General features: G+C 49.1%; 16 protein-coding genes. 2 read left to right on the forward strand and 14 right to left on the reverse strand.

The window, feature by feature from the left end; all coding sequences use genetic code 11:
• Positions 1–229: 229 nt before the first annotated feature.
• A complete protein-coding gene (locus tag J3L11_RS16735) occupies positions 230–2,644 on the forward strand; it encodes an OmcA/MtrC family decaheme c-type cytochrome (protein ID WP_207571712.1) in 2,415 nt (804 codons plus the stop codon).
• Between the two features lie 41 nt (positions 2,645–2,685).
• Here J3L11_RS16735 and J3L11_RS16740 read toward each other — a convergent pair whose 3' ends face one another.
• The 11 genes from J3L11_RS16740 to fabB all read right to left on the reverse strand — a co-directional run bounded on the left by J3L11_RS16740 (position 2,686) and on the right by fabB (position 15,618).
• Positions 2,686–3,405 carry a polysaccharide deacetylase family protein gene (locus tag J3L11_RS16740; RefSeq protein ID WP_207571713.1) on the reverse strand — a complete coding sequence of 240 codons (720 nt, stop codon included), beginning with the start codon at positions 3,403–3,405 and terminating at the stop codon, positions 2,686–2,688.
• Positions 3,406–3,837: 432 nt separating this feature from the next.
• The gene (locus J3L11_RS19565; protein ID WP_278250746.1) at positions 3,838–3,969 is read right to left on the reverse strand and encodes a hypothetical protein; all 132 of its coding nucleotides are present in this window, start codon (positions 3,967–3,969) and stop codon (positions 3,838–3,840) included.
• Positions 3,970–4,038: 69 nt separating this feature from the next.
• Positions 4,039–5,553 (reverse strand): amidophosphoribosyltransferase, encoded by a 1,515-nt coding sequence (gene purF, locus J3L11_RS16745; RefSeq protein ID WP_207571714.1) that lies wholly within the window; start codon positions 5,551–5,553, stop codon positions 4,039–4,041.
• Between the two features lie 43 nt (positions 5,554–5,596).
• Positions 5,597–6,085, reverse strand: coding sequence for a CvpA family protein (locus tag J3L11_RS16750; protein ID WP_189618543.1), 489 nt, complete (start codon positions 6,083–6,085; stop codon positions 5,597–5,599).
• 106 nt (positions 6,086–6,191) lie between these two features.
• A complete protein-coding gene (locus J3L11_RS16755; protein ID WP_207571715.1) occupies positions 6,192–6,803 on the reverse strand; it encodes an SPOR domain-containing protein in 612 nt (203 codons plus the stop codon).
• A 4-nt stretch (positions 6,804–6,807) separates the two neighbouring features.
• Positions 6,808–8,109 carry a bifunctional tetrahydrofolate synthase/dihydrofolate synthase gene (gene folC, locus J3L11_RS16760; RefSeq protein ID WP_207571716.1) on the reverse strand — a complete coding sequence of 434 codons (1,302 nt, stop codon included), beginning with the start codon at positions 8,107–8,109 and terminating at the stop codon, positions 6,808–6,810.
• A 42-nt stretch (positions 8,110–8,151) separates the two neighbouring features.
• Complete coding sequence (truA, locus tag J3L11_RS16765) at positions 8,152–8,937, reverse strand: tRNA pseudouridine(38-40) synthase TruA (RefSeq protein WP_207571725.1); 786 nt, start codon at positions 8,935–8,937, stop codon at positions 8,152–8,154.
• Positions 8,938–9,090: 153 nt separating this feature from the next.
• The gene (locus J3L11_RS16770; RefSeq protein ID WP_207571717.1) at positions 9,091–11,952 is read right to left on the reverse strand and encodes a FimV/HubP family polar landmark protein; all 2,862 of its coding nucleotides are present in this window, start codon (positions 11,950–11,952) and stop codon (positions 9,091–9,093) included.
• Positions 11,953–12,127: 175 nt separating this feature from the next.
• Positions 12,128–13,144, reverse strand: a complete 1,017-nt coding sequence (locus J3L11_RS16775) for an aspartate-semialdehyde dehydrogenase (RefSeq protein WP_133038865.1) — start codon at positions 13,142–13,144, stop codon at positions 12,128–12,130.
• A complete protein-coding gene (locus tag J3L11_RS16780; protein ID WP_207571718.1) occupies positions 13,145–14,275 on the reverse strand; it encodes a 4-phosphoerythronate dehydrogenase in 1,131 nt (376 codons plus the stop codon). It abuts the gene before it with no gap.
• A 128-nt stretch (positions 14,276–14,403) separates the two neighbouring features.
• Positions 14,404–15,618, reverse strand: a complete 1,215-nt coding sequence (gene fabB / locus J3L11_RS16785; protein ID WP_207571719.1) for a beta-ketoacyl-ACP synthase I — start codon at positions 15,616–15,618, stop codon at positions 14,404–14,406.
• A 164-nt stretch (positions 15,619–15,782) separates the two neighbouring features.
• Between fabB and mnmC the strand changes: the two genes are divergently transcribed.
• Positions 15,783–17,651 (forward strand): FAD-dependent 5-carboxymethylaminomethyl-2-thiouridine(34) oxidoreductase MnmC, encoded by a 1,869-nt coding sequence (gene mnmC, locus J3L11_RS16790; protein WP_207571720.1) that lies wholly within the window; start codon positions 15,783–15,785, stop codon positions 17,649–17,651.
• Positions 17,652–17,699: 48 nt separating this feature from the next.
• Here mnmC and J3L11_RS16795 read toward each other — a convergent pair whose 3' ends face one another.
• The 3 genes from J3L11_RS16795 to J3L11_RS16805 are packed head-to-tail and all read right to left on the reverse strand — an operon-like array spanning position 17,700 to position 20,303.
• Complete coding sequence (locus tag J3L11_RS16795; RefSeq protein WP_189618530.1) at positions 17,700–17,969, reverse strand: YfcL family protein; 270 nt, start codon at positions 17,967–17,969, stop codon at positions 17,700–17,702.
• Between the two features lie 4 nt (positions 17,970–17,973).
• Entirely contained in the window at positions 17,974–19,101 is a 1,128-nt protein-coding gene (locus J3L11_RS16800; protein ID WP_207571721.1) for an ATP-NAD kinase family protein, read from the reverse strand.
• Between the two features lie 14 nt (positions 19,102–19,115).
• The gene (locus J3L11_RS16805) at positions 19,116–20,303 is read right to left on the reverse strand and encodes an MFS transporter (protein WP_189618527.1); all 1,188 of its coding nucleotides are present in this window, start codon (positions 20,301–20,303) and stop codon (positions 19,116–19,118) included.
• Between the last annotated feature and the right edge of the window lie 5 nt (positions 20,304–20,308).

Genomic DNA, 20,308 nt, shown 5'->3' on the forward strand with positions numbered 1-20,308 from the left:
GTATTTTGAAATACGCTTTGCTGATGTTATCAAATTTATTTTTTTACTTTTGCTGAAAATGAAAATGCTGATTCAGAAAAAGCAATATTTTAGCGTTGACCCACTCTTAACAATTAACAAACCAAATACCAGAGATTCATCACACACATATCCTCATAAATAAATAGAGTATATTCTCGAGTGCATTCCTATTAGATCCCGACACTTTTCTAAACAAGGAATGAAATATATGAAGACCAAAACCCATATTTTATGGTTGTCATTATTATCATTAAATTACGGAATATTAGCAGGATGTTCTGATGATAATGATAATAACCAAGTGGATAATCCCACTCCGCCTGTGAGCGATGTGGGCGTGGATATCAGCAATGCCACAACGCTGAGTGCACAGATTGAAGCGGTCAACATTGACGATAAAACACAAGTCAGTGTGGATTTCTATCTGAGCAACGCCAATGGGGTGGCGGTGATTGGCCTTGATAAGCTTGATAGTATCGCCACTTTAGGTGTCGGTATTGCCAAACTTGGTCAGCCACAACCACTGCTGCCAAACAAAGATGCTGTTGCTGATTACAATACCAAAGACCAAATGGCCGAAGGTAAGGAGTGGATCAGTTATATCAATAATCAAGTGACACCGGGATCCGGCGCAGGAACAAAAGCGACCACTGAATGGCAAGCCGGTATTGAAACCAGCTGCAAACTAGATTGCATTACAAATCTGGGCAGCGGGCATTATCGCTATACCTTTAGTAAGGCATTGAATGCCTATTCACAGTTTGATGGCTTGGATACCAGTTACGATGCTAATGCAACTACCCGCATCTATCTGGAATTGCTGCCAACAAGTGACAGCGATGTCACCAAAAAACTGATCAATATCACTTACGATTTTATACCGGCAACCGGCGCAGTTGCTAAAGCCGATGAAGGCCGTCAGTTGATTGATCCGCAGCAAAGTTGCTATCGCTGCCATACTGCCAATTTAGGCAGTAGCGAACATCGTTTGCTGATGCATGGTGGTAAACGGTTCAACTTTGAAGGTTGTGTCATGTGTCACACCACCTATTCTGCCGATCCTGAAACCGGTAATCCTATTGATATGGCCACGCTGGTGCATAAAATCCATCAGGCTGACTATAAAATTGTGGGACATAATGCCAGCATGAACGATTTCAGTGGTGTGCATTATCCAGGTGAAATTGCAGATTGTCAGAGCTGTCACATCAGTAACGCTGCACCGCAAGCAGATCAGTATTATATTCCGGGAAACAACAGCTGCCTGAGTTGCCATAAAGACAAAATCAGCCAAGCTCCCAACACCTGGAACGGTACTGCTGCTTCACTGTTCCATGACCGCGAACTGTTTCCCAAAGCATGGGCGAACAGCTGTGCCGGTTGTCATCCAGACAGTAATAATCCTAAAGGTGCCGGCCTGATCCACGATCAGTTACTTCAGACTCGCAGCAGCATTAAAGATCTGTACGGTCTCTCCCTGAGTTCTGTTGCTTTGGGAACCGGCACACTGACAGCAACTGTTGACTTTGACAAACTCAATACCTTCCCAGCTCAGGATAGTGCTATCAGTGCGCTGTATTTGGTCGTCAACGGTAAGCCAGACGTTATTGCCCGGCCGACCAATAATGGTCAGCATAAGCTATGGGATATCAGCAAAGACAGCAGTGCTACAAGAGACATGATACCTCGCGATCAAGTTTCCCTTAGCATGGATGGCAGCAAGCTCACCGCCACTATTAGCGGTATAAATACCGACGATTTCGGTACGCCAGCCGCTGCCGTAGTTAAAGCCAAGATGATTGTTTGTGCTAACCACAACACCATGACCGCAGTAAACTGCGACAGTGATGAAGCTGACACGCAAGTTGAAGTTATGTCTGCTAACGCGCTGGATTTGACCGGAGCTAACGCTAGCCGCGCTATCGTGGCTGACGAAGGCAAGTGTCAAGCATGTCATGATAGTGAAATGCAGCAGCGAATTGTTGATGCACATACGCTTGCCGGCAATGCAGCAACCAATGCTAACTTCGCACCAGGTAACGATAAGTGCGGCAGTTGTCATAATCCAGTAAGTGCCACAGCACTGACCGATGGCAGCTGCAACAGCTGTCACAACAATGACACTGTTGCCTATATGGGTGCCGATATTTACCACACTGCTGGAGCTGACCATATCAAGTCAATCCGCACTGCAAATAACACGCTCAACTATCGTGAAATGGTGCATTCTCTGCACGCAGGAACTCGTACTGTTAAAGGTATGGGTGCGCCAAGGGATGAGACAACTTATCCGCAATCAGCAGCCAACTGCCAAGCCTGTCACGATGAAGGTCAGTTAGACTTCGCTGGGCTGAAAACTGAAAACTCTCAGTTAGTGGCAACGGTAGGCGCCACTGCCGATGGTCAAGTAACCGAACTGTCACCAACAGTAGCCACCTGTGCTGGCTGTCACAGCAAGGTTGCCGACTGGGCTGGTCACGCCAAAGAGTTTGGTGGTGTAGTTGAAGATAACGCCAGTGCTGGTCGTATCTACAAGGCGGGTGACGAAACTTGTTACTACTGCCACGCAGAAGGCCAAGCTTACGGGGTAATCAAGCTCCACAAGGAAGCCAGTCAAAAATAGTCTGACTTTTGATAGAAGAAACGGCGCCGTGGCGCCGTTTTTTATGGCTGCGAGTCTTGTAGCAGTTCTGCCATCGTGACCAATCGATAGCCTTTTGCCCGTAATCCTTCGATGATGGATGGTAACGCAGCTCTTGATGCCTCACGGCTAGCATACATGACATGCAACAGCACGATACTACCCGGCTTCACCTCGCTAATGACACGTTGCGCAATGGTGTCGGCATCGGCACCTAAATCAGAGTCAGCTTCCACATTCCAAGTCACAGTCACTCGCTGGTGTTGCTTAAGATACCAAGGCAACAGCAGCAATTTTTTGCCATAAGGCGGACGGAAATAGATAGGACCACGATAACCGGCTTCTCGAATAACGGCATCCGTCTGCTCAATCTCATTAGCAATGACAGCATATGAGTGAAAAACCAGTCTTGGATGTGACCAAGAGTGATTGCCCAACTGGTGCCCAGCGGCAACAATTGCCTTGGTCATGGCACTATGCTGTGATGCCTCACGACCAGTAACGAAAAATGTTGCCTTGACCTGATAATGTGCCAACGTCGCCAGCACATCGGGGGTGTACTGTGCTGAGGGCCCATCATCAAAAGTCAGTGCAACTACGGGGACTGCAGTATCAATATGAGAGACCAACTTGCCAAACAGCTGAAAATCCCGGGAACGCGATAACAACAAAAGTGCCACACCGAGCAGCAAGAACAGTACAACACCAATTCCCAAGCGTTTAAATAGTCGCAATTTATTCATAAGATAATCCTAGGAACCCATCAACAACTCAGCCAACATTGGCAGAACAGAGAATGCCAACAATTGCCTAAGCAGTATTGACGATGGCGGGCTCTTGCTAATCAAGGTTGCAGATGCACCAATAGCGGCCATATGCTGACTCACGTAAAAAAACCACAGAAACACTGCTGTAGCCAACAGCAACTGCAATGTGATGTTATCACCTCGGCAATGTTCATCCCGACAGCGACTCTCACGCCTTAGTATTCTCACCCATTGAAACAATCATCCTTTCATAAAACCCAAAGGACAAGCTAATCTGTCTATGACAGTAACCGCACTGCTGCGGCCAATCAATCATGAGAAGTACAACAGATAATCCAGTCAAAGGCATACTGTCGCCACTGTAACGGCAGAAACAACACCTAGAAGTCTATGTTGCCAACAGCAACATTAGTGTCCCCAAGCAAATACACTCAGCAACGGCAAACTGCGGCGAATACCAACGTTAACGCCAGAAGCCATCATCAACAGATTATTGGCCCCAACGTCACCAATGACGACACGGAAAATTACAAACTCCATAAAAAATCCCCGTATCCTAGAGGACGACGGGGATTTTTTAAAAACGATGCTTAACCGTGTAACGCTGTTTTACGGATGGCAAACGTTATGCAGCTCCAGATTTGTACCAATATCGCGATTGCGATTAGCTTTGGCGTCGTCATTACGCAACTGCGTCAAGTGATCTAGGTAAGCCTGATCCACATCTTTAGTAATGTAATGACCATCGAAGACTGAGGTTTCGAAACGTTTGATATCGGGATTTTCCATACGCACCGCGTCAATCAAATCCTGCAGATCCTGGAAGATAATACCATCGGCACCAATGATTTTGGCAATCTCATCCGCATCACGGCCATAAGCGATCAGCTCATTGGAGGTTGGCATATCGATGCCATAGACATTTGGAAAACGGATTTCTGGTGCTGCCGATGCAAAATAAACCTTTTTGGCACCTGCTTCACGAGCCATCTCAATAATCTGCTCAGAGGTGGTACCACGCACAATAGAATCATCCACCAGCAACACGTTTTTATCTTTAAATTCGGCGTTAATTGCATTGAGTTTACGCCGAACAGACTTCCTGCGCTGTTGTTGACCAGGCATGATAAAGGTACGGCCAATATAGCGGTTTTTGACAAACCCTTGGCGATACGGCAAGTTCATGCAACGTGCAATTTCCAATGCCACGTCAACGGATGTTTCAGGAATGGGGATAACCACATCAATATCATGGTCATACCATTCCTTTTTAATCTTTTCGCCAAGTTTAGTGCCCATATGCACACGGCTGGCATAGACAGAAATCTTGTCGATAGTGGAGTCTGGGCGTGCAAAATAAACAAATTCAAATATGCAGGGCGCGTACACAGGGGCTTCAGCACACTGACGGGTAAAGAGTTCGCCATCCAGCGTAATGTATACCGCTTCACCTGGTGCGACATCGCGCATCACCTCAAAACCTACAGCATCCAAGGCCACACTTTCAGAGGCAACCATATATTCAGTACCGGTAGCGGTCTCGTGCCTGCCAAGGATCAATGGTCGAATACCGAAAGGATCGCGAAACGCTAGCAGACCGTTGCCGATAATCATAGCGGTAACCGCATAAGCGCCGCGTGTTTGGCTATGTACTCGCATCACCGCATCAAACACTTCATCGGCAGATAATTTCAGGCTGTCAGTCTTGTCCAGCTCATCGGCCAACAGATTCAATAATACTTCGGAATCTGAGGTGGTGTTAATGTGACGGCGTTTCTTCAGCAGCCCTTCGCTAAGTTCCAGTGTATTAGTCAGGTTACCGTTGTGCGCCAGCGCAATACCAAAAGGCGAGTTGACGTAAAAAGGCTGGGCTTCTGAGGCACTGGAACTCCCCGCCGTAGGATAACGGCAATGGCCAATACCGGCATTACCTTGTAAACGCTGCATGTGTTTTGGCTCAAACACATCTTTTACCAGACCGTTGGCCTTACGCAGACGAAAAGCCTGCCCGTCAACGGTGACTATTCCTGCCGCATCCTGACCACGATGCTGAAGCACTGTCAGTGCATCATAAATGGTCTGATTAACCGATGAGCGGCCAACTATTCCGACGATACCACACATGGGTAAGTTTCCTCACTGTAAGATATTCTGATAACTGTATTTTTTATATTTTGGGTACAAAGCTGGAGGCGTGCTCCATATAATTGAAGAACCACTGGATCACTACGCCAAATTCAGGCACCAGCTGCGAGCTTTTCCACCACGGGGTATTAGGGGCACCGGTAAAAGCATCCAGAAAAAAGAGAATGGCACTGACAATCAACACCCCACGTAAGATGCCAAAACAGGCACCCAAAACTCGGTCAGTACCCGATAGTCCAGTTTTGTTGACCAGTTGGCCCAGCAAATAATTCACCATAGCGCCGATAATGAGCGTAGCGATAAACAGAATGGCAATCGCCACACCGTTGCGGAGCATTTCATCGTTGATTTGGGTGATATGAACAGCAAGATCCTGGTAAAACTGACTGGCGATAAAAAATGCCGCAAACCAGACCACCAGCGACATAGCTTCTTTGGCAAAACCGCGGATCAGACTGACGAGGGTTGAAAGCCCAATAATAAAGATGATGGCGTAATCTATCCAAACCATGGGTAGAAGTGTCCAGCAGTGATTAAGTTCGCGGGGATTCTACCAGAGAGTGAGTTTATTCTCACCCCCGGTACGCAAATATTTGCCACCTAGGCGTGACGCAAACTCAGTTCTCTAATGGGTTAAACTGAATAATTTTCCCTTTCAATTTGGTCAGAGACTCGACTTTTCCTTGCTGCTCTTTTAGTCGTTCCAAAGACACTTCCGGACCGACAAACACCCGGGTCAACTTACCTTCCACAGGCTTCTCTGGCAGCGTATAAGCCGCATAGCCACTGGCACGCAACCGTTGTACTAGCCCTTTCACATTGGTGGCATTACTAAATGCGCCCAATTGAATCGTCCAACTCACCTGCATCGCTTTTTTAGGCTCTGGCTTGGTCTTTTCTGGTGGCTGAGTGGCAACTTGTACATCCTTTGGAACACTGTTTTCTGTTTGGGTTACGGTTGTCCCAGCGGATGCAGGGCTAACAGTTTTACTGCTAGCGGCCGTGTCTTCAACCACCTGTTCGGTAACCGCTGGGGCGGCTTTAGGCTCATTCAGCACTGTATTATTGGCATTATCAGCAACAACAGCTGTCTGTGGCCGCAAGGGGATCTCCGTAAATTGCTCCTGCTGGTGTTCTTTCTTACCGTCCAGAATATCCGGCAAAAAGATTACCCCCAGAGCCATCAGCACCACAGTGCCCACCAAACGGTTGTGAAATTGAGACGACAAATCTTTATTCCTTTCCAATAGCTTGGACAACTTCTTTGAAACCTGAAACAGTGTAAAAGGAGCCAAAGACAATTACCACATCGGTGTTATGCAAACGTGTTGATAACGCCTTCCAAGCCGACGCCATCTCATCATATTGCTGGCACCAGCTAGTTGCCGGTAAGGCTTGCCGCAGCATCTGGGCAGTTGCCCCCCGCTCATTATGCAGAGTGACCAAATGCCACTCATCAATTAGCGGTGCTAACACGCTTAATACACCATGAATGTCTTTATCTTTAAGCATGCCGCAAAGCGCGTAGAGTTTACCGTGACGTGACAATGCCTGCAGTTGCCCCGCCAAATAACGTGCGGCATGAGGATTGTGAGCAACATCCAGTAGAATCAAAGGCTGCTCACAAAAATGTTCCATCCTACCGCTAAGTGTTGCTTGTCGCAGTCCTTGTTCGATGGCCGCCCGCGGCAGCTCATCATAGAGGGCTTCCAATGCAGCTAATGCCGTCACTGCATTAGCTAGCGGTAGCCGAGGTTTAGGCAATTGACTAAGCTGCCAACGACTACCACTGAAACGCCAGTGCTGCTCATCCGTTGACTGCCAGTGAAAATCTACGCCCACCTGTTTTAGCAGCGCGCCTTTTGCAGCGGCGACTTCAGCCACGGTATTGGGCATTTGAGGATCGCCCACCACGGCTGGTCGACCGCTACGAAAAATCCCCGCTTTTTCATAGCCAACTTGTTCACGGGTATTCCCGAGAAAAGCTTGGTGATCCAAATCAACAGCAGTAATCACACTGACATCAGCATCAATAATATTGGTGGCATCTAAGCGCCCGCCCAGACCGACTTCCAGAATAATCACATCCAGTGCCGCCTGTTTGAATAACAGCAATGCCGCCAGGGTTCCATACTCAAAAAAACTCAGTGAAATATCGCCACGAGCTTGCTCAATTTGCTGAAACGCCGCGATGAAATCGGCATCTGCGGCGTCGACACCTTGGATCCGCACACGTTCGTTGTAATGTAACAGATGGGGCGAACTGTATACACCAACGCGAACCCCCGCCTGCTGCAGGATCAATTCCAGCATCCGACAAGTGGTTCCCTTACCGTTAGTGCCAGCTACCGTGATCACCTTCGCTGGCGCTAACACCAGCAACGCTAATCGCGCAGCAACCGCGGCCACCCGTTCCAACCCCAGTTCAATCTCTTGTGGATGGATAGCTAATAGGTAATCTAACCATTGCTGCAAATTGGCAGATGCGTCTGGAACAGATATTTGCCCCGCGGTTTCAGATAACTTCATCTTCATGTAAACCTTGCTTTATTTCAGCCTTTACACCAACAACTTGATTCAGTCTGCCAGAAATAACGGACCAGGAGACACCTCTGGCAACCCAAAATGGGCAGGATAAGTCACATGCACCAAATACAATCCCTGCGGCTTCGCCGTGGCAGCGGCCCGAGTTCTATCTTTCATGGCTAACAGTTGCCCTAACCAATCCAGTGGTTGGTTCCCCAAGCCGACTTCCAATAACGACCCTACGATATTACGTACCATATGGTGCAAAAATGCGTTTGCCTCTACATCAACAATCACGTACAGACCCTGGCGACTGACACTGATACGGTGCAGATTACGAAAAGGCGTTTTTGACTGGCATTGCACTGCGCGAAAACTGGTAAAATCGTTTTCGCCCAGCAAATACTGTGCGGCTTGGTGCATCTTTTCCACATCCAGTTCACCATGATAATGACTAACACCATGGCGCATGATGCCGGGGCGCAAATTGTGGTTGTAGATAATATAACGGTAACGTCTGGCGGTAGCGGAAAAACGCGCATGAAATTCAGGCGAAACTTCCTTCATCCAGCGCACCGCAATATTATCGGGCAGATTGGCATTGACACCCAAGGTCCAGGCCCCAGTATTACGCACAGCGTTAGTATCAAAATGCACGACTTGTCCGGTGGCATGGACGCCAGCATCTGTACGCCCAGCGCACTGCAGTTCAATGGTTTCATTGGCGACTACCGATAATGCTCGCTCAAGTTGCCCCTGAACTGAATCCACCTCTGCCTGCTTCTGCCAACCAAAATAGCCACTGCCGTCATATTCTACGCCCAGCGCAATTCGCATCATATCCTCCATCATTTCTAAGGCCGCGGATTTTACCACATCAACCACAGTGAAACTGCTGTAAATCCTGAAGATGTTAGTGACTGTTGGCTACGTTGATTTTATCGCCTAAAAAAACGGCACCCGTAGGTGCCGTCATCGTTAACCTTGAAATCAATTGATATCTTTTAGCAGCGATTCAGCTTCTTCTTTCTGCCGCTCATTGCCGTCTACCTGAACTTCCTTAAGGAGTGCCCGCGCCGCGTCCCGATCATCAATTTCGATATATGCTCGAGCCAGATCCAGTTTGGCGTTGACGGAATTTTCTTCATCATCCACATCCACCAGATCCTGTTCGTCCACCAAACCCTCCAGATCGCCCATGTCCACATCTACAGACTTATAGGGGTCAACATCGTCAGTCTCTTCGCTGGCATCATTGAGCAGTTTATCAATGTCAATGTAACCATTTTCTTTCTGAAATGCTGACAGATCCTCATCGGACACTGCTTTCAACGGCTTTTTGGCAATCTCGTCAGCATCCAGCGCTGCCAGCGCTTCATCGACTGTCAGCTTGTCCTGTGCCTCATCAAAACGCAGGTCATAAGCATCATCTTCCGGTAATGACTGCTCTTCGTCATCCGCAAAGCTCTTGAGCAATTCATCGTCCGTCAAATCATCAGTGGCCACCGACAACTCAGGCATATCATCATCGCGGCTGGCTTTGGGGGCCTTCAAATCATCAAAGAAACCGGTGTCCTTTTCCTTAATATTCTTTTTCTCGGCAGCAGGCTTCTGCTTTTCAGCTTCAGTAAGTTCAGCCAGTAATGCATCCAGATCGTCCTCTTCACCCTTCGCAGGCTTAGATAACTCATCTTCCAATGAAAACTCGGTATCTGTCTCTTTTGTCGCCGTTTTTCCTTCTCGCTGCAACAGGTTATCAATATCGTCATCAACGGTTTCACTGCCATCGCGTTCCAGCTCTGCCAACAACACATCCACATCATCATCTTCTGCAGCTGAAACTGGCAGTTCCTGCGCTAACTCTGCGGCAATGGCATCTTGGATCGCGTCATGCTCTGGCGAAGACGCTGGCGCAGGGGAATCTGACTCCAGTTCCGCCAGCAATGCATCAGCATCATCTTCTACGGCTGAAACTGGCAGCTCCTGCGCTAACTCTGCGGCGATGGCATCCTGTATGGCATCGTGCTCTGGCGAAGATACCGCCTGCGGTGAGGAATCTGACTCCAGTTCCGCCAGCAAAGCATCCACATCGGTCTCAGCAATGTCGTCTCCGTCGTCATCAAGCCCAAGCTCAGCGATAATTTTATCACCAAGATCATCATCACCAGTATTTGCCGCTGACTTGCTTGAAGATTTGCCAACATCAGTGTCAGCGGCTGCTGCAAATGCGGGATCCGTATCGAAATCGTCTTTTGCCTTCTTCAGCTCTGGCTCTGGCTCTGGCTCTGGCTCTGGCTCTGGCTCTGGCTCTGCAGTATCAGAATCATCACCACTGTTGGCAAGTGTATCTTCTTGCTCACCAAACTCCTGAGCTAAGGCGGCAGAAACATCGGCGGGCAAGGTATCGGCCAACGAGGCTTCTTTAGCATCGCGCTTAGCAGCATCCGCCTTGTTATCGGTATCTTCCAGCCCGTCTAGCAATGAATCAAAATCATCATCTTTAAGCGCGACATTGGGTTCATCTGTCTTGGTGCCCATCGCCTCAGCCCACAGGTCGTCCAGAGACTGCGCATCATCAGCCGTAAAGTCATCTGTGGTCTTAGGGGCACCCTCATCGACAAACATTTCGTGCTCGGGCATATCATCATGAAATGCGGCCTCCGCCAGACCTTCAGGTTCAGGTTGCAGTTGCTGCAGATCTTTTAGCTGTTCATCCAGTATATCTTCATCATCAAGGTGAATAGCAGTGACATCATCGCTGTCCAAATCTGCCGCATCATCATGGATATCCAGCTGTGGCTCCATATCCGTGTCGGTGGCGTTTTGAGGCTGAACGGTAGGCTTTTTCCGACGGCCGAAGAACAACCATCCTAAGAATAACAGTAACCCTGCTGGCACCAAGGCAACAGTTATCATCAAACCGGGATTGTCTGCTATGGTGCGCCAGAAATGGCTAGGCTGTTCCGTCACGACTGTTGTTGTTTGAGGTGGCTGAGTGCTGCTCTCTTTGGCCGCATCAGGCGCTGCGGCCTTAACTGGGGCTGGGGTTACGGCTTCGGTGCCGTTGTTTGCTGCCGTGACGGCATCTTTAACTTCAGGATTGACTGCTTCAGTATCAGCAGTTTGCTTAGCCGCCTGTAAATCGTTCTGCAGTTGTGCCACCTCTGTTCTGGCGGCTTTCAGTGATTCTTCAAGCACGGTCATGCGTTGCTGCAACTCGGCTATTTGCGATTGCAGCAGTTTCTTTTCATCATCAGCGGCTTGCAGTTGCGCCTTGGTATGACTAAGTTCATCGGTCAGATTCAGGTTAGCCGTCTGCAGATTATCCACGTCCAATGCAGATAATGCGGGGCTGGCAGCTGGAGATTTTTTTGCTTCGGGTGCAGTTACAGGTGCCGCAGATGCAGTTTCAACTTTGGTTTTACGTTTGGTGACAGTGGGGGCTGTCTGCTGTTTCCATGCTTGATCGTCTTGCTCCGCCCGTTGCTGTGCCAGACTCCGAGGAATCGCCAACATCACTTCTTTAGACGGAATTAACAGAATCATGCCCTTTTCGAGACTGTTATAGTTTTTGCTGGTAAACGCATGAGGGTTGGCTTCATAGATCGCCGCCATCACTTGGTAAATGCTGACGCTATTATCAGGCCTTACCTGATTGGCAATACGCCAGAAGGTGTCACTAGGCGTTGTTGGGCCATACTGTCTTGGCTGTTGCTGTTGCTGTTCCCTGCTCTGCCCATCCGGGCCGATCACTTTCAAATTTTGCCCTTGTACCGACAAGGTCACAAACGGTGAGCTAAGGGCAAAAAAAGCGGCCGTCAGGCCCACGAGATATGAAGTGCGAAAGTTCATCAACTATTCCCTTCCAAGCGCTGATATTCGCCCGTAAACGACTGGCTTTAGGCATTGTATTTATTGGGATTACTATAAACCAGAAACGTTACAGCTGCTACTGTTCACATTTGTAAAACAAAAAAAGCCTGCTCAAGCGCAGGCTTTTTAAGGTAAATCAATCGGTATCACTCAGTTAAAAATAATCTCTGATCAATAATTCACCAATCTGAATACTATTTAACGCCGCACCTTTGCGGATATTGTCGGACACCACCCACAGGTTGATCCCATATTCATGAGAAATATCTTTACGAACTCGTCCAACATACACAGGATCAGAGCCAGCACCTTCAGTTACGGCAGTTGGATAATCGTCATCGTCCTCAAACAGCACGACACCTGGCGCATCACGCAATACCGCTTTGACTGCTGCCGCATCTGTGGGTTGTACAGTCTCGATATGCACGGCTTCTGAATGGCCATAAAACACAGGTACCCGCACCGCAGTTGGGTTCACAAGAATACTATCATCGCCAAAGATTTTGCGGGTTTCCCACACCATTTTCATCTCTTCTTTGGTGTAACCATTATCCATAAACTTGTCGATGTGTGGCAGCACGTTGAAGGCGATTTGTTTTGGATAAACTTTGGGTTCCGAGGGCGTACCAGAGAGCAACTTGGCGCTTTGCTGAGCTAGTTCATCAATGGCTTTTTTACCGGTACCAGACACCGACTGATAAGTGGCCACGTTGATCCGCGAAATGCCAAAGTTATCGTAAATAGGTTTCAGCGCCACCAGCATCTGGATAGTTGAACAGTTGGGGTTGGCAATAATATTCCGATTACGGAAATCGGCAATGGCCCCAGGATTCACTTCCGGCACCACTAACGGAATGTCTGCGTCGTAGCGGAAATGCGAGGTGTTGTCGATCACTACACACCCTGCATCGGCTGCAATAGGTGCCCACTTGGCAGATACATCTCCACCGGCAGAGAAGAAACCGATCTGAGCTTGGCTCCAATCAAAGGTTTCCACATCAATAATGTCCAACTGCTTGCCGTGGAAGGTCACTGTATTACCAGCGCTGCGACTGCTGGCAAGCGGATACAGATTAGCGACAGGAAAGTTGCGCTCTTCGAGAATTTCAATCATGGTCTGACCGACCGCACCCGATGCACCCAACACAACAACATTATATTCTTGCGACATTTACCGATGGACTCCAGAAAAACCTAATTCGAACAACCAATCTACCCCAGAACCACTAAGGTTTTCCAGAGCTAGTGCACTGAATTCACGCCGATGACGGTGATTTTTTCTCATATTGTCAAATTCACCTGGAATTTGATGAATTTTCCTAAATTGGCGGTCATCATCCCGTAGGTCATAGACGAAACGACATAAGGCTAACAGTTCACTTTCAGTAGGAGCAGCATTGATTTCAAGACGACTATTCCAGCGCATCGGTAACAGATCGGCAAGTGTTCGGGTTTGCACCAAGCCAAGCATCTGCTGCAACTTGGCATACAACATAAGCGTACCCCGGGCTCGCCCTTCCAGACTGTAGCCAGCAATATGAGGGGTAGCGATATCTGCCAACGCTACCAGTTCACTCATAGGGTTAGGTTCACCTTCCCAGACATCCAATACCAGCGCCATATCTGGACGTTGCTGTTTAACGCGAATGAGTGCTTGGTTATCAATGACCTCGCCACGGCTGGCATTGATCAGCCAACAACCAGGTTTCAGCGCCTGTAACCGCTGTGCATCCAACAAGTGATGGGTGGCGTCAACACTGGTCTCGGTTAACGGCACATGCAGCGTAATAACATCGCATTCCTGCAAAAGTGTTTCTAGCGGATACAAACGACGATTATCACCTTGCCGCGCTTTCGGCGGGTCGCACAACAACGTTGTCACCCCATAAGCACTCAGGCATTTGGCGACAGCGGTGCCAGTATTACCAGCGCCCACAATCCCCACTGTACGTTGTTTCAGTGAGGTACCATACTTAGCCGCTAGCTCCAACAACGCGATAAACACATATTCCCCGACCGAAGTAGCATTGCATCCCGGAGCATTACTGAAAGGAATATTTCTGGCCGCGAGGTAATCAAGGTCGACATGATCAGTACCAATAGTGGCACTGCCCACAAACTGTAGTTTGTGGTTATCACGTAATAAGGCTTCATTAACCTTAGTGACCGAACGGACTAACAGGATATCGGCATCGGCCACCGTGGCAGCATCCAGTTTGCGGCCGTTAACGGCTACTATTTCGCCCAAATGTGCAAACAACTGTGGCACATAGGGCATATTTTCATCTACAACCAGCTTCATTGGCTCTTTTCTTTCCGGCGCAGGATTCTTAGCAAGTCACTATTTTATCTCAATTCTCTACAAGCGTCCGTCTCCAGCCAGTAAAAAAGGAAGCCGTAGCTTCCTTTTCTAATGTTCAGAGACAGATATTATTTCTGATATTTGCGCATCACCAAAGTAGCGTTAGTGCCGCCGAAGCCAAAACTGTTACTCATTACGGTAGTCAGATTGGCATCGCGATATTCGCGGACAATGGGTAACCCTTCTGCGGCTTCATCCAGCTTATCAATATTAATGGATGGGGCAATAAAACCATTTTGCAGCATTAGCAGGCTATATATTGCTTCATGAGCGCCCGCAGCGCCTAAGGCGTGCCCAGTCAAAGACTTAGTTGACGCAATCGGTGGCACATGGTCGGTGAACACTTCACGAATGGCTTCCAGCTCACGCACGTCACCAACCAAAGTGGAGGTTCCGTGAGTGTTAATATAATCGATAGGAGTATCAACGGTTTCTAGGGCCATTTTCATGCAACGCACGGCACCTTCACCACTTGGCGCCACCATATCATAACCATCTGAAGAAGCACCGTAGCCGACGACTTCAGCGTAAATCTTGGCACCACGCGCCAGCGCATGTTCCAGCTCTTCCACCACGACGATGCCACCACCGCCAGAGATGACAAAGCCATCACGGTCGGCATCATAAGTGCGAGAGGCTTTTTCCGGGGTATCGTTGTATTTGGTAGACAACGCGCCCATGGCATCAAAGCCCATGGTTAGGGTCCAGTCTATCTCTTCGGCACCGCCAGCAAACACCATATCCTGTTTGCCCATCTGGATCAGTTCAACCGCATGGCCGATACAATGGGCACTGGTGGCACAAGCCGAGCTGATGGAGTAGTTCATCCCTTTGATCTTATAAGGTGTTGCCAGACAAGCGCTGGCAGTGCTGGACATGATCCGCGGGACAATGTAAGGGCCAACACGTTTGACGCCTTTGCTGCGTAAAGTGTCGGCGGCCTGCACCTGATTAGCCGAAGAAGCGCCACCGGTTCCCACAATCAATCCTACGCGTGGATCGGAATATTGTGCTTCGGTGAGACTGGCGTCTTCAATCGCTTCTTTCATTGCCAGATAAGCGTATGCCGCAGCATCGCCCATAAAACGCAACGCTTTACGGTCAATCAACTCACTGGGATCAAGTTTGACATTGCCCCAAACCTGGCTGCGCAGTTGCATCTCTTCAAACTGTGCAGAGTGGGTAATACCACTACGACCGGCACGCAGGGAATCGGTGACTTCCTGCTTATTATTGCCGATGCTGGAAACAATGCCGATACCGGTGATCACAACTCTTTTCATGTTTAACTATCCATTCCGTACTGTCAGTACTTGCAATTTGCTGACGCAATGTTAACTGTTTTAGCAGGCATAAGTGGTCAGCTTTCCATAAATATAGATAAAATAATGCCAATTTCAGAACCTATGTAACATCCTTCGCGCTGTTACAGGAGATTTCTCTGTCCGTGATTGCCGCAAACACAGCTTTACAGTCCCATACACCGACCTATCTGGGAGGCTGCGGCACCGCAGCACTACCACGACTATTACAACACTGTACCAAGGCTTTGCTTCACTGCCCAACGACCAAGTTTCATCTGCTGGTATTTGCGGCTGACAATACTGAAAATAAAGCAAACACACACCTACAAACGCTACTGGCGCGATTGCAGCCACTTAAGCATTTGCCGTTAGTACAGACCATGCTGCAACAAACCCTATTACCCATAGAGATGTGCCAACGGTTACTATTGGACGCTGGTCGGGTAACCATTGATCTCTATCTAGGCTGCAACAAAAACCTGCTCAAAACTATTATGGCGCCATGCCCATGGATAACACTGTGGTACTGGCAAGCCCCTTTCACGCCAACCACTCCCTTCATCTGGCAACTGGCAAGATTTAGCTGCGATAACTGCGTTATCCATTTACCGGACGAGCAGTTTGCTACATTAAAACCGTATTTTATTACCGCCGGATTTCAATGTCAGTCATCAACGGAGATGACTAAAGTAAATGATGACATCGCCTTGGCTGAACGTCAGGCACTACGACATGAAGCATTAACACAGAACTATCCTTATCCAAGATATTGTCAGCCTGCCCTTGACGGCGAGTCGCCAGTTGCCATTATCGGCGCAGGTATCGCGGGGGCGTCATTAGCCTTGTCGCTGGCAGAGCGCGGAATTCATTCCCAAATATTTTACGCCGATAGCGATGTAGGGGTGGCTGCCAGCGGTAATCGGCAGGGAGCGCTTTACCCACAATTTATACCGGAAGCCAATGCGTTAAATGCGTTTTTTCAGCAGGGTTTTCTGTTCAGCCGTCAGCGCATTGAGCAATTAGTCGCCTATGGTCACGATATCCCCCATGATTTCTGTGGTGTACTGCTTACGGGCTTTGATCAACACAGCCGCGCCAGGTTGGAAAAAATAGCCACGGCTTACCCTTGGACTAATGAATTTTTGCAATGGTTAGCCGTTGATGCCGCCAACGCTGTTGCAGGTGTTAACGTTAACGAACCAGGGCTTTTCTATCCGCTAGCGGGCTGGGTTGGCCCGCAAAAATTTACCCAAGCCGCCGTAGCGCAAGCACAACAATGCGGCTACGCCCAGATAAGGGCAAACACCCAGATTGTCAGGCTGACGCCTAACGCAGATAAATGGCAACTCAGTGATGCGCAGGGAAATAACTATGGCCCCTATACAAGCGTCATTATCGCCAATGGCAGCGCCTTAATAGACTACCCACAAACCGCGCAGTTACCGGCGACAAGATTTCGTGGGCAAGTCAGTGAAGTGCCCACCCAGCCGGGTCTGGCGGAGGTTAACACGGTACTTTGCGCCAGAGGTTATCTGACGCCGGCATGGGAACATATCCATTGTCTCGGCGCTAGTTATGTCAAAGATTCTCAGTCACTGAGTTATAGCGAAAACGAGCAACAAGAAAATCTTGAAAAGCTGCAGCAGAGTTATCCTGATACCTCTTGGCATCGCCACCTTAAAATGGGGCAGCAAGCTCGTGTTGGTGTGCGTATGGTTACCCGCGATCACCTACCGATGGCTGGAGCCATACCAGATGTTACGGCTATTTACTCACAAGCCAAGGTCATACATGACATTGATTTCTGGCGCAAAACCAAGGCGCCATTACATCAAGGATTGTATGTATTGGGCGCACTGGGATCGCGTGGATTATGCAGTGCGCCGCTGGCTGCCGAAATGCTGGCGGCGGAACTTACACATCAGCCGCTGCCGCTATCCGTAACCGAGCTTGAGCACTTGAGTGCTAACCGCAAGTGGATGCGGAAACTTTTAAAAGGCAAAGAGTTATAACATGTAGCAGTAAGCATCCCCGAACGATTCCGGGGATGGATGGGCGCACTAACTTACGATGCGAGCTTGTAACTCCAGCCAGGCGTGTTCTACCAGCCGATAGTCAGAGTCTTCCAGTTCTTTTGCCGCCTGTTTCAGGCAGTCATTCATCTTGGTTGCCAAAGCATCAGCGCCCTGCTCTGTTTCCGTTTCTAATTCCGCCAACACCACAGCAAAATGCCCTTGCAGATAACCGCTAGCAAACAATGCATCGTCATCGCCGTTGGCAACAATTTCCGCCAGCCAGTGTTGCAGTGCCTGTTCATATTTTTCCAGCATGTTTTTACTCCACAAGATCGGGGTTAGCCACCTGATACATCACGTAATCGCGGTAACCAGTAATAATTCGGTAATAGCCACTGAGTTCAGCATCCAGCGCCGGGTCGCCACTATCCACGATCAGCGGTTTTCCTGCAAGTGCTTTAAGCTTGGTTTTGGTGGCAACAATAATGAGGTTGTCTCTGCCAATCTGGCGAATAAGCTCAGGAGACAACTGCTGATTACCACGGCCAAGAATATGTCCCTGACCACCAATCAGCGTGATCACCAACTTGACTTGCTTTCCTGCGGTGGCGGCCAACAGTTCAGCAGCCGTCAGATCGTTGCCGATTAACTGTTTATCCTGAATTAGATCTACGCCAAGCAAGGTGTTATCGAGCCCCAACTCTTGCATAATGGCAGCAACCGTTGAGCCAGAGCCCATGATATACAGCCCATCTTCCATCTGTTCGATGACATCAGCGGCAATATCGGCTAACACCAGCTCATCCACTTCTCGGCCGCCCATTTTTACCGACTGAATATATCGAGGGGCAGCCGGCACCGTCATTTCACCATAACGCTTGGCGCGAACAGTGCCAGCACGAAAGGCCACCTCATCAATATCCATCACATCGGCCTGCATCAGGCTGACCAATTGCCCGTCTAGCAGCATTTTCAGCACCATACCGGAAGCGTGTGGCGTGACACCATAAACACCGGAATGAATTTTCACGCCAGCGGGCACACCCAAGACCGGAATAGTATCGCCAACCACACTGTCAATATCGCGAGCCGTACCGTCACCACCGGCAAACAGCAACAAATCTGGTTGGTAACTCAATATCTGCTTTACCGCCTCACAGGTATCAACAGCGGTAGTTTGCGCAGGCGCAGGGTAACAACAGGTCACCGCAAAACCGAGTTGTTCGGCTAACGTCTGCCCCATTGCTCCGGCGGCGGTAATTATCTGCAGCCTGTCGGCATAGTCCTTAACCACCGCTAATGCTTGGCCCATCCGCTCATTGGCCTTAGGCGTTGCCCCTAACCGCAGCGCTTCATCAGCAACGTTATCACTGCCCTTAAGCGCCACACTGCCGCCGAGCCCGGCTAACGGATTGATGATAAGGCCTAAACGAAATTGACGTTGCATCAGCGTTCCTTAGTTCAAGCCGCGATTGCCAGCTTACGTTTTGCCGGAGAGTTTTGATCCTCAGGAGGCAGCATCAAAACCACCAGCATTGCAGCTACCGCACACGCGGCGGCAAATATCCATACCAACCAAGCACTGCTGCCATCGCCCCAGATATGACCACTGATCCAGTTACCTAACGCGCCGCCCACACCAAAACTGATACTGGCGTAAAGTGCTTGTCCCTTGCTCTGATGGTGTTTATCAAAGTGGCGATGCACGAACTGAATGGACGACGCATGTACCAAACCAAATGTAAACGCATGCATCACCTGACTTAGCGCCAAAATCAGCATATTGTCGGGAACAAACGCCACCAGCAACCAACGGACAGCAGTGACCGCCATACCGGTCATCAGCAAGGCCCGTAATGTAAAGCGCCCCAACAACCTAGGAGCAATGGCAAACATGAAAATTTCCGCCATCGCGCCCATGGCAACAAACACCCCAGCAGTAGCCTCTGAATAACCTACCTGTTTGAGATACAACACAAAAAAGCCGTAAAACGGGCCGACACTGGCTTGCAACAACATCGCCGACAACAAAAACCACACTATGGGTTTAGTGAACCGTAATGGCGCCACAAACTCGGCAGTTGCCGCAGTTCGGCTGGCCTGCAATGGCATAGAGCAGAGGAATAATCCCGCAAATAAAGTCATGCCTACATATAATACGGCTTCCGGACCAAACCACTTGACCACGGCACCGGTTGCTATCACCCAGATAATGTAACCAACGCTGCCAAAACTACGGATGCTGCCATAACGATTTGACTGCGCCCCCAACGTTTCCAGGGTAATCACTTCCATCTGAGCCAGAATCGCATTCCAGAAGAAGGTATAAAACGTCAGGCTGAGCGCCAGGTAGATAAATCCGCCATTGTAAAAAAAGCTGAGATAACCAACTGCCGCAGTGAGACTCCCAAGTTTCACCAACTCGGCGCGGCGCCCCGTATGATCGGCCACCATCGCCCACATATTCGGGGCGATGATGCGGGTTCCCATGAAAATCGCCATCAGAAAACCGATTTCAGCGGCGTTAAATCCCCGGTGTTCAAGAAATACCCCCAGATAAGGAATTAACGCACCGAGAATGGCAAAAAAGAAAAAATAACAACCTGAGAGCCAGCGTAACTGCCCCTCAGGAATAAAGAAGTTCATCATGGTGG

This window comes from Shewanella sp. 4t3-1-2LB, from assembly GCF_017368415.1.
GTDB lineage: Bacteria > Pseudomonadota > Gammaproteobacteria > Enterobacterales > Shewanellaceae > Shewanella > Shewanella fodinae.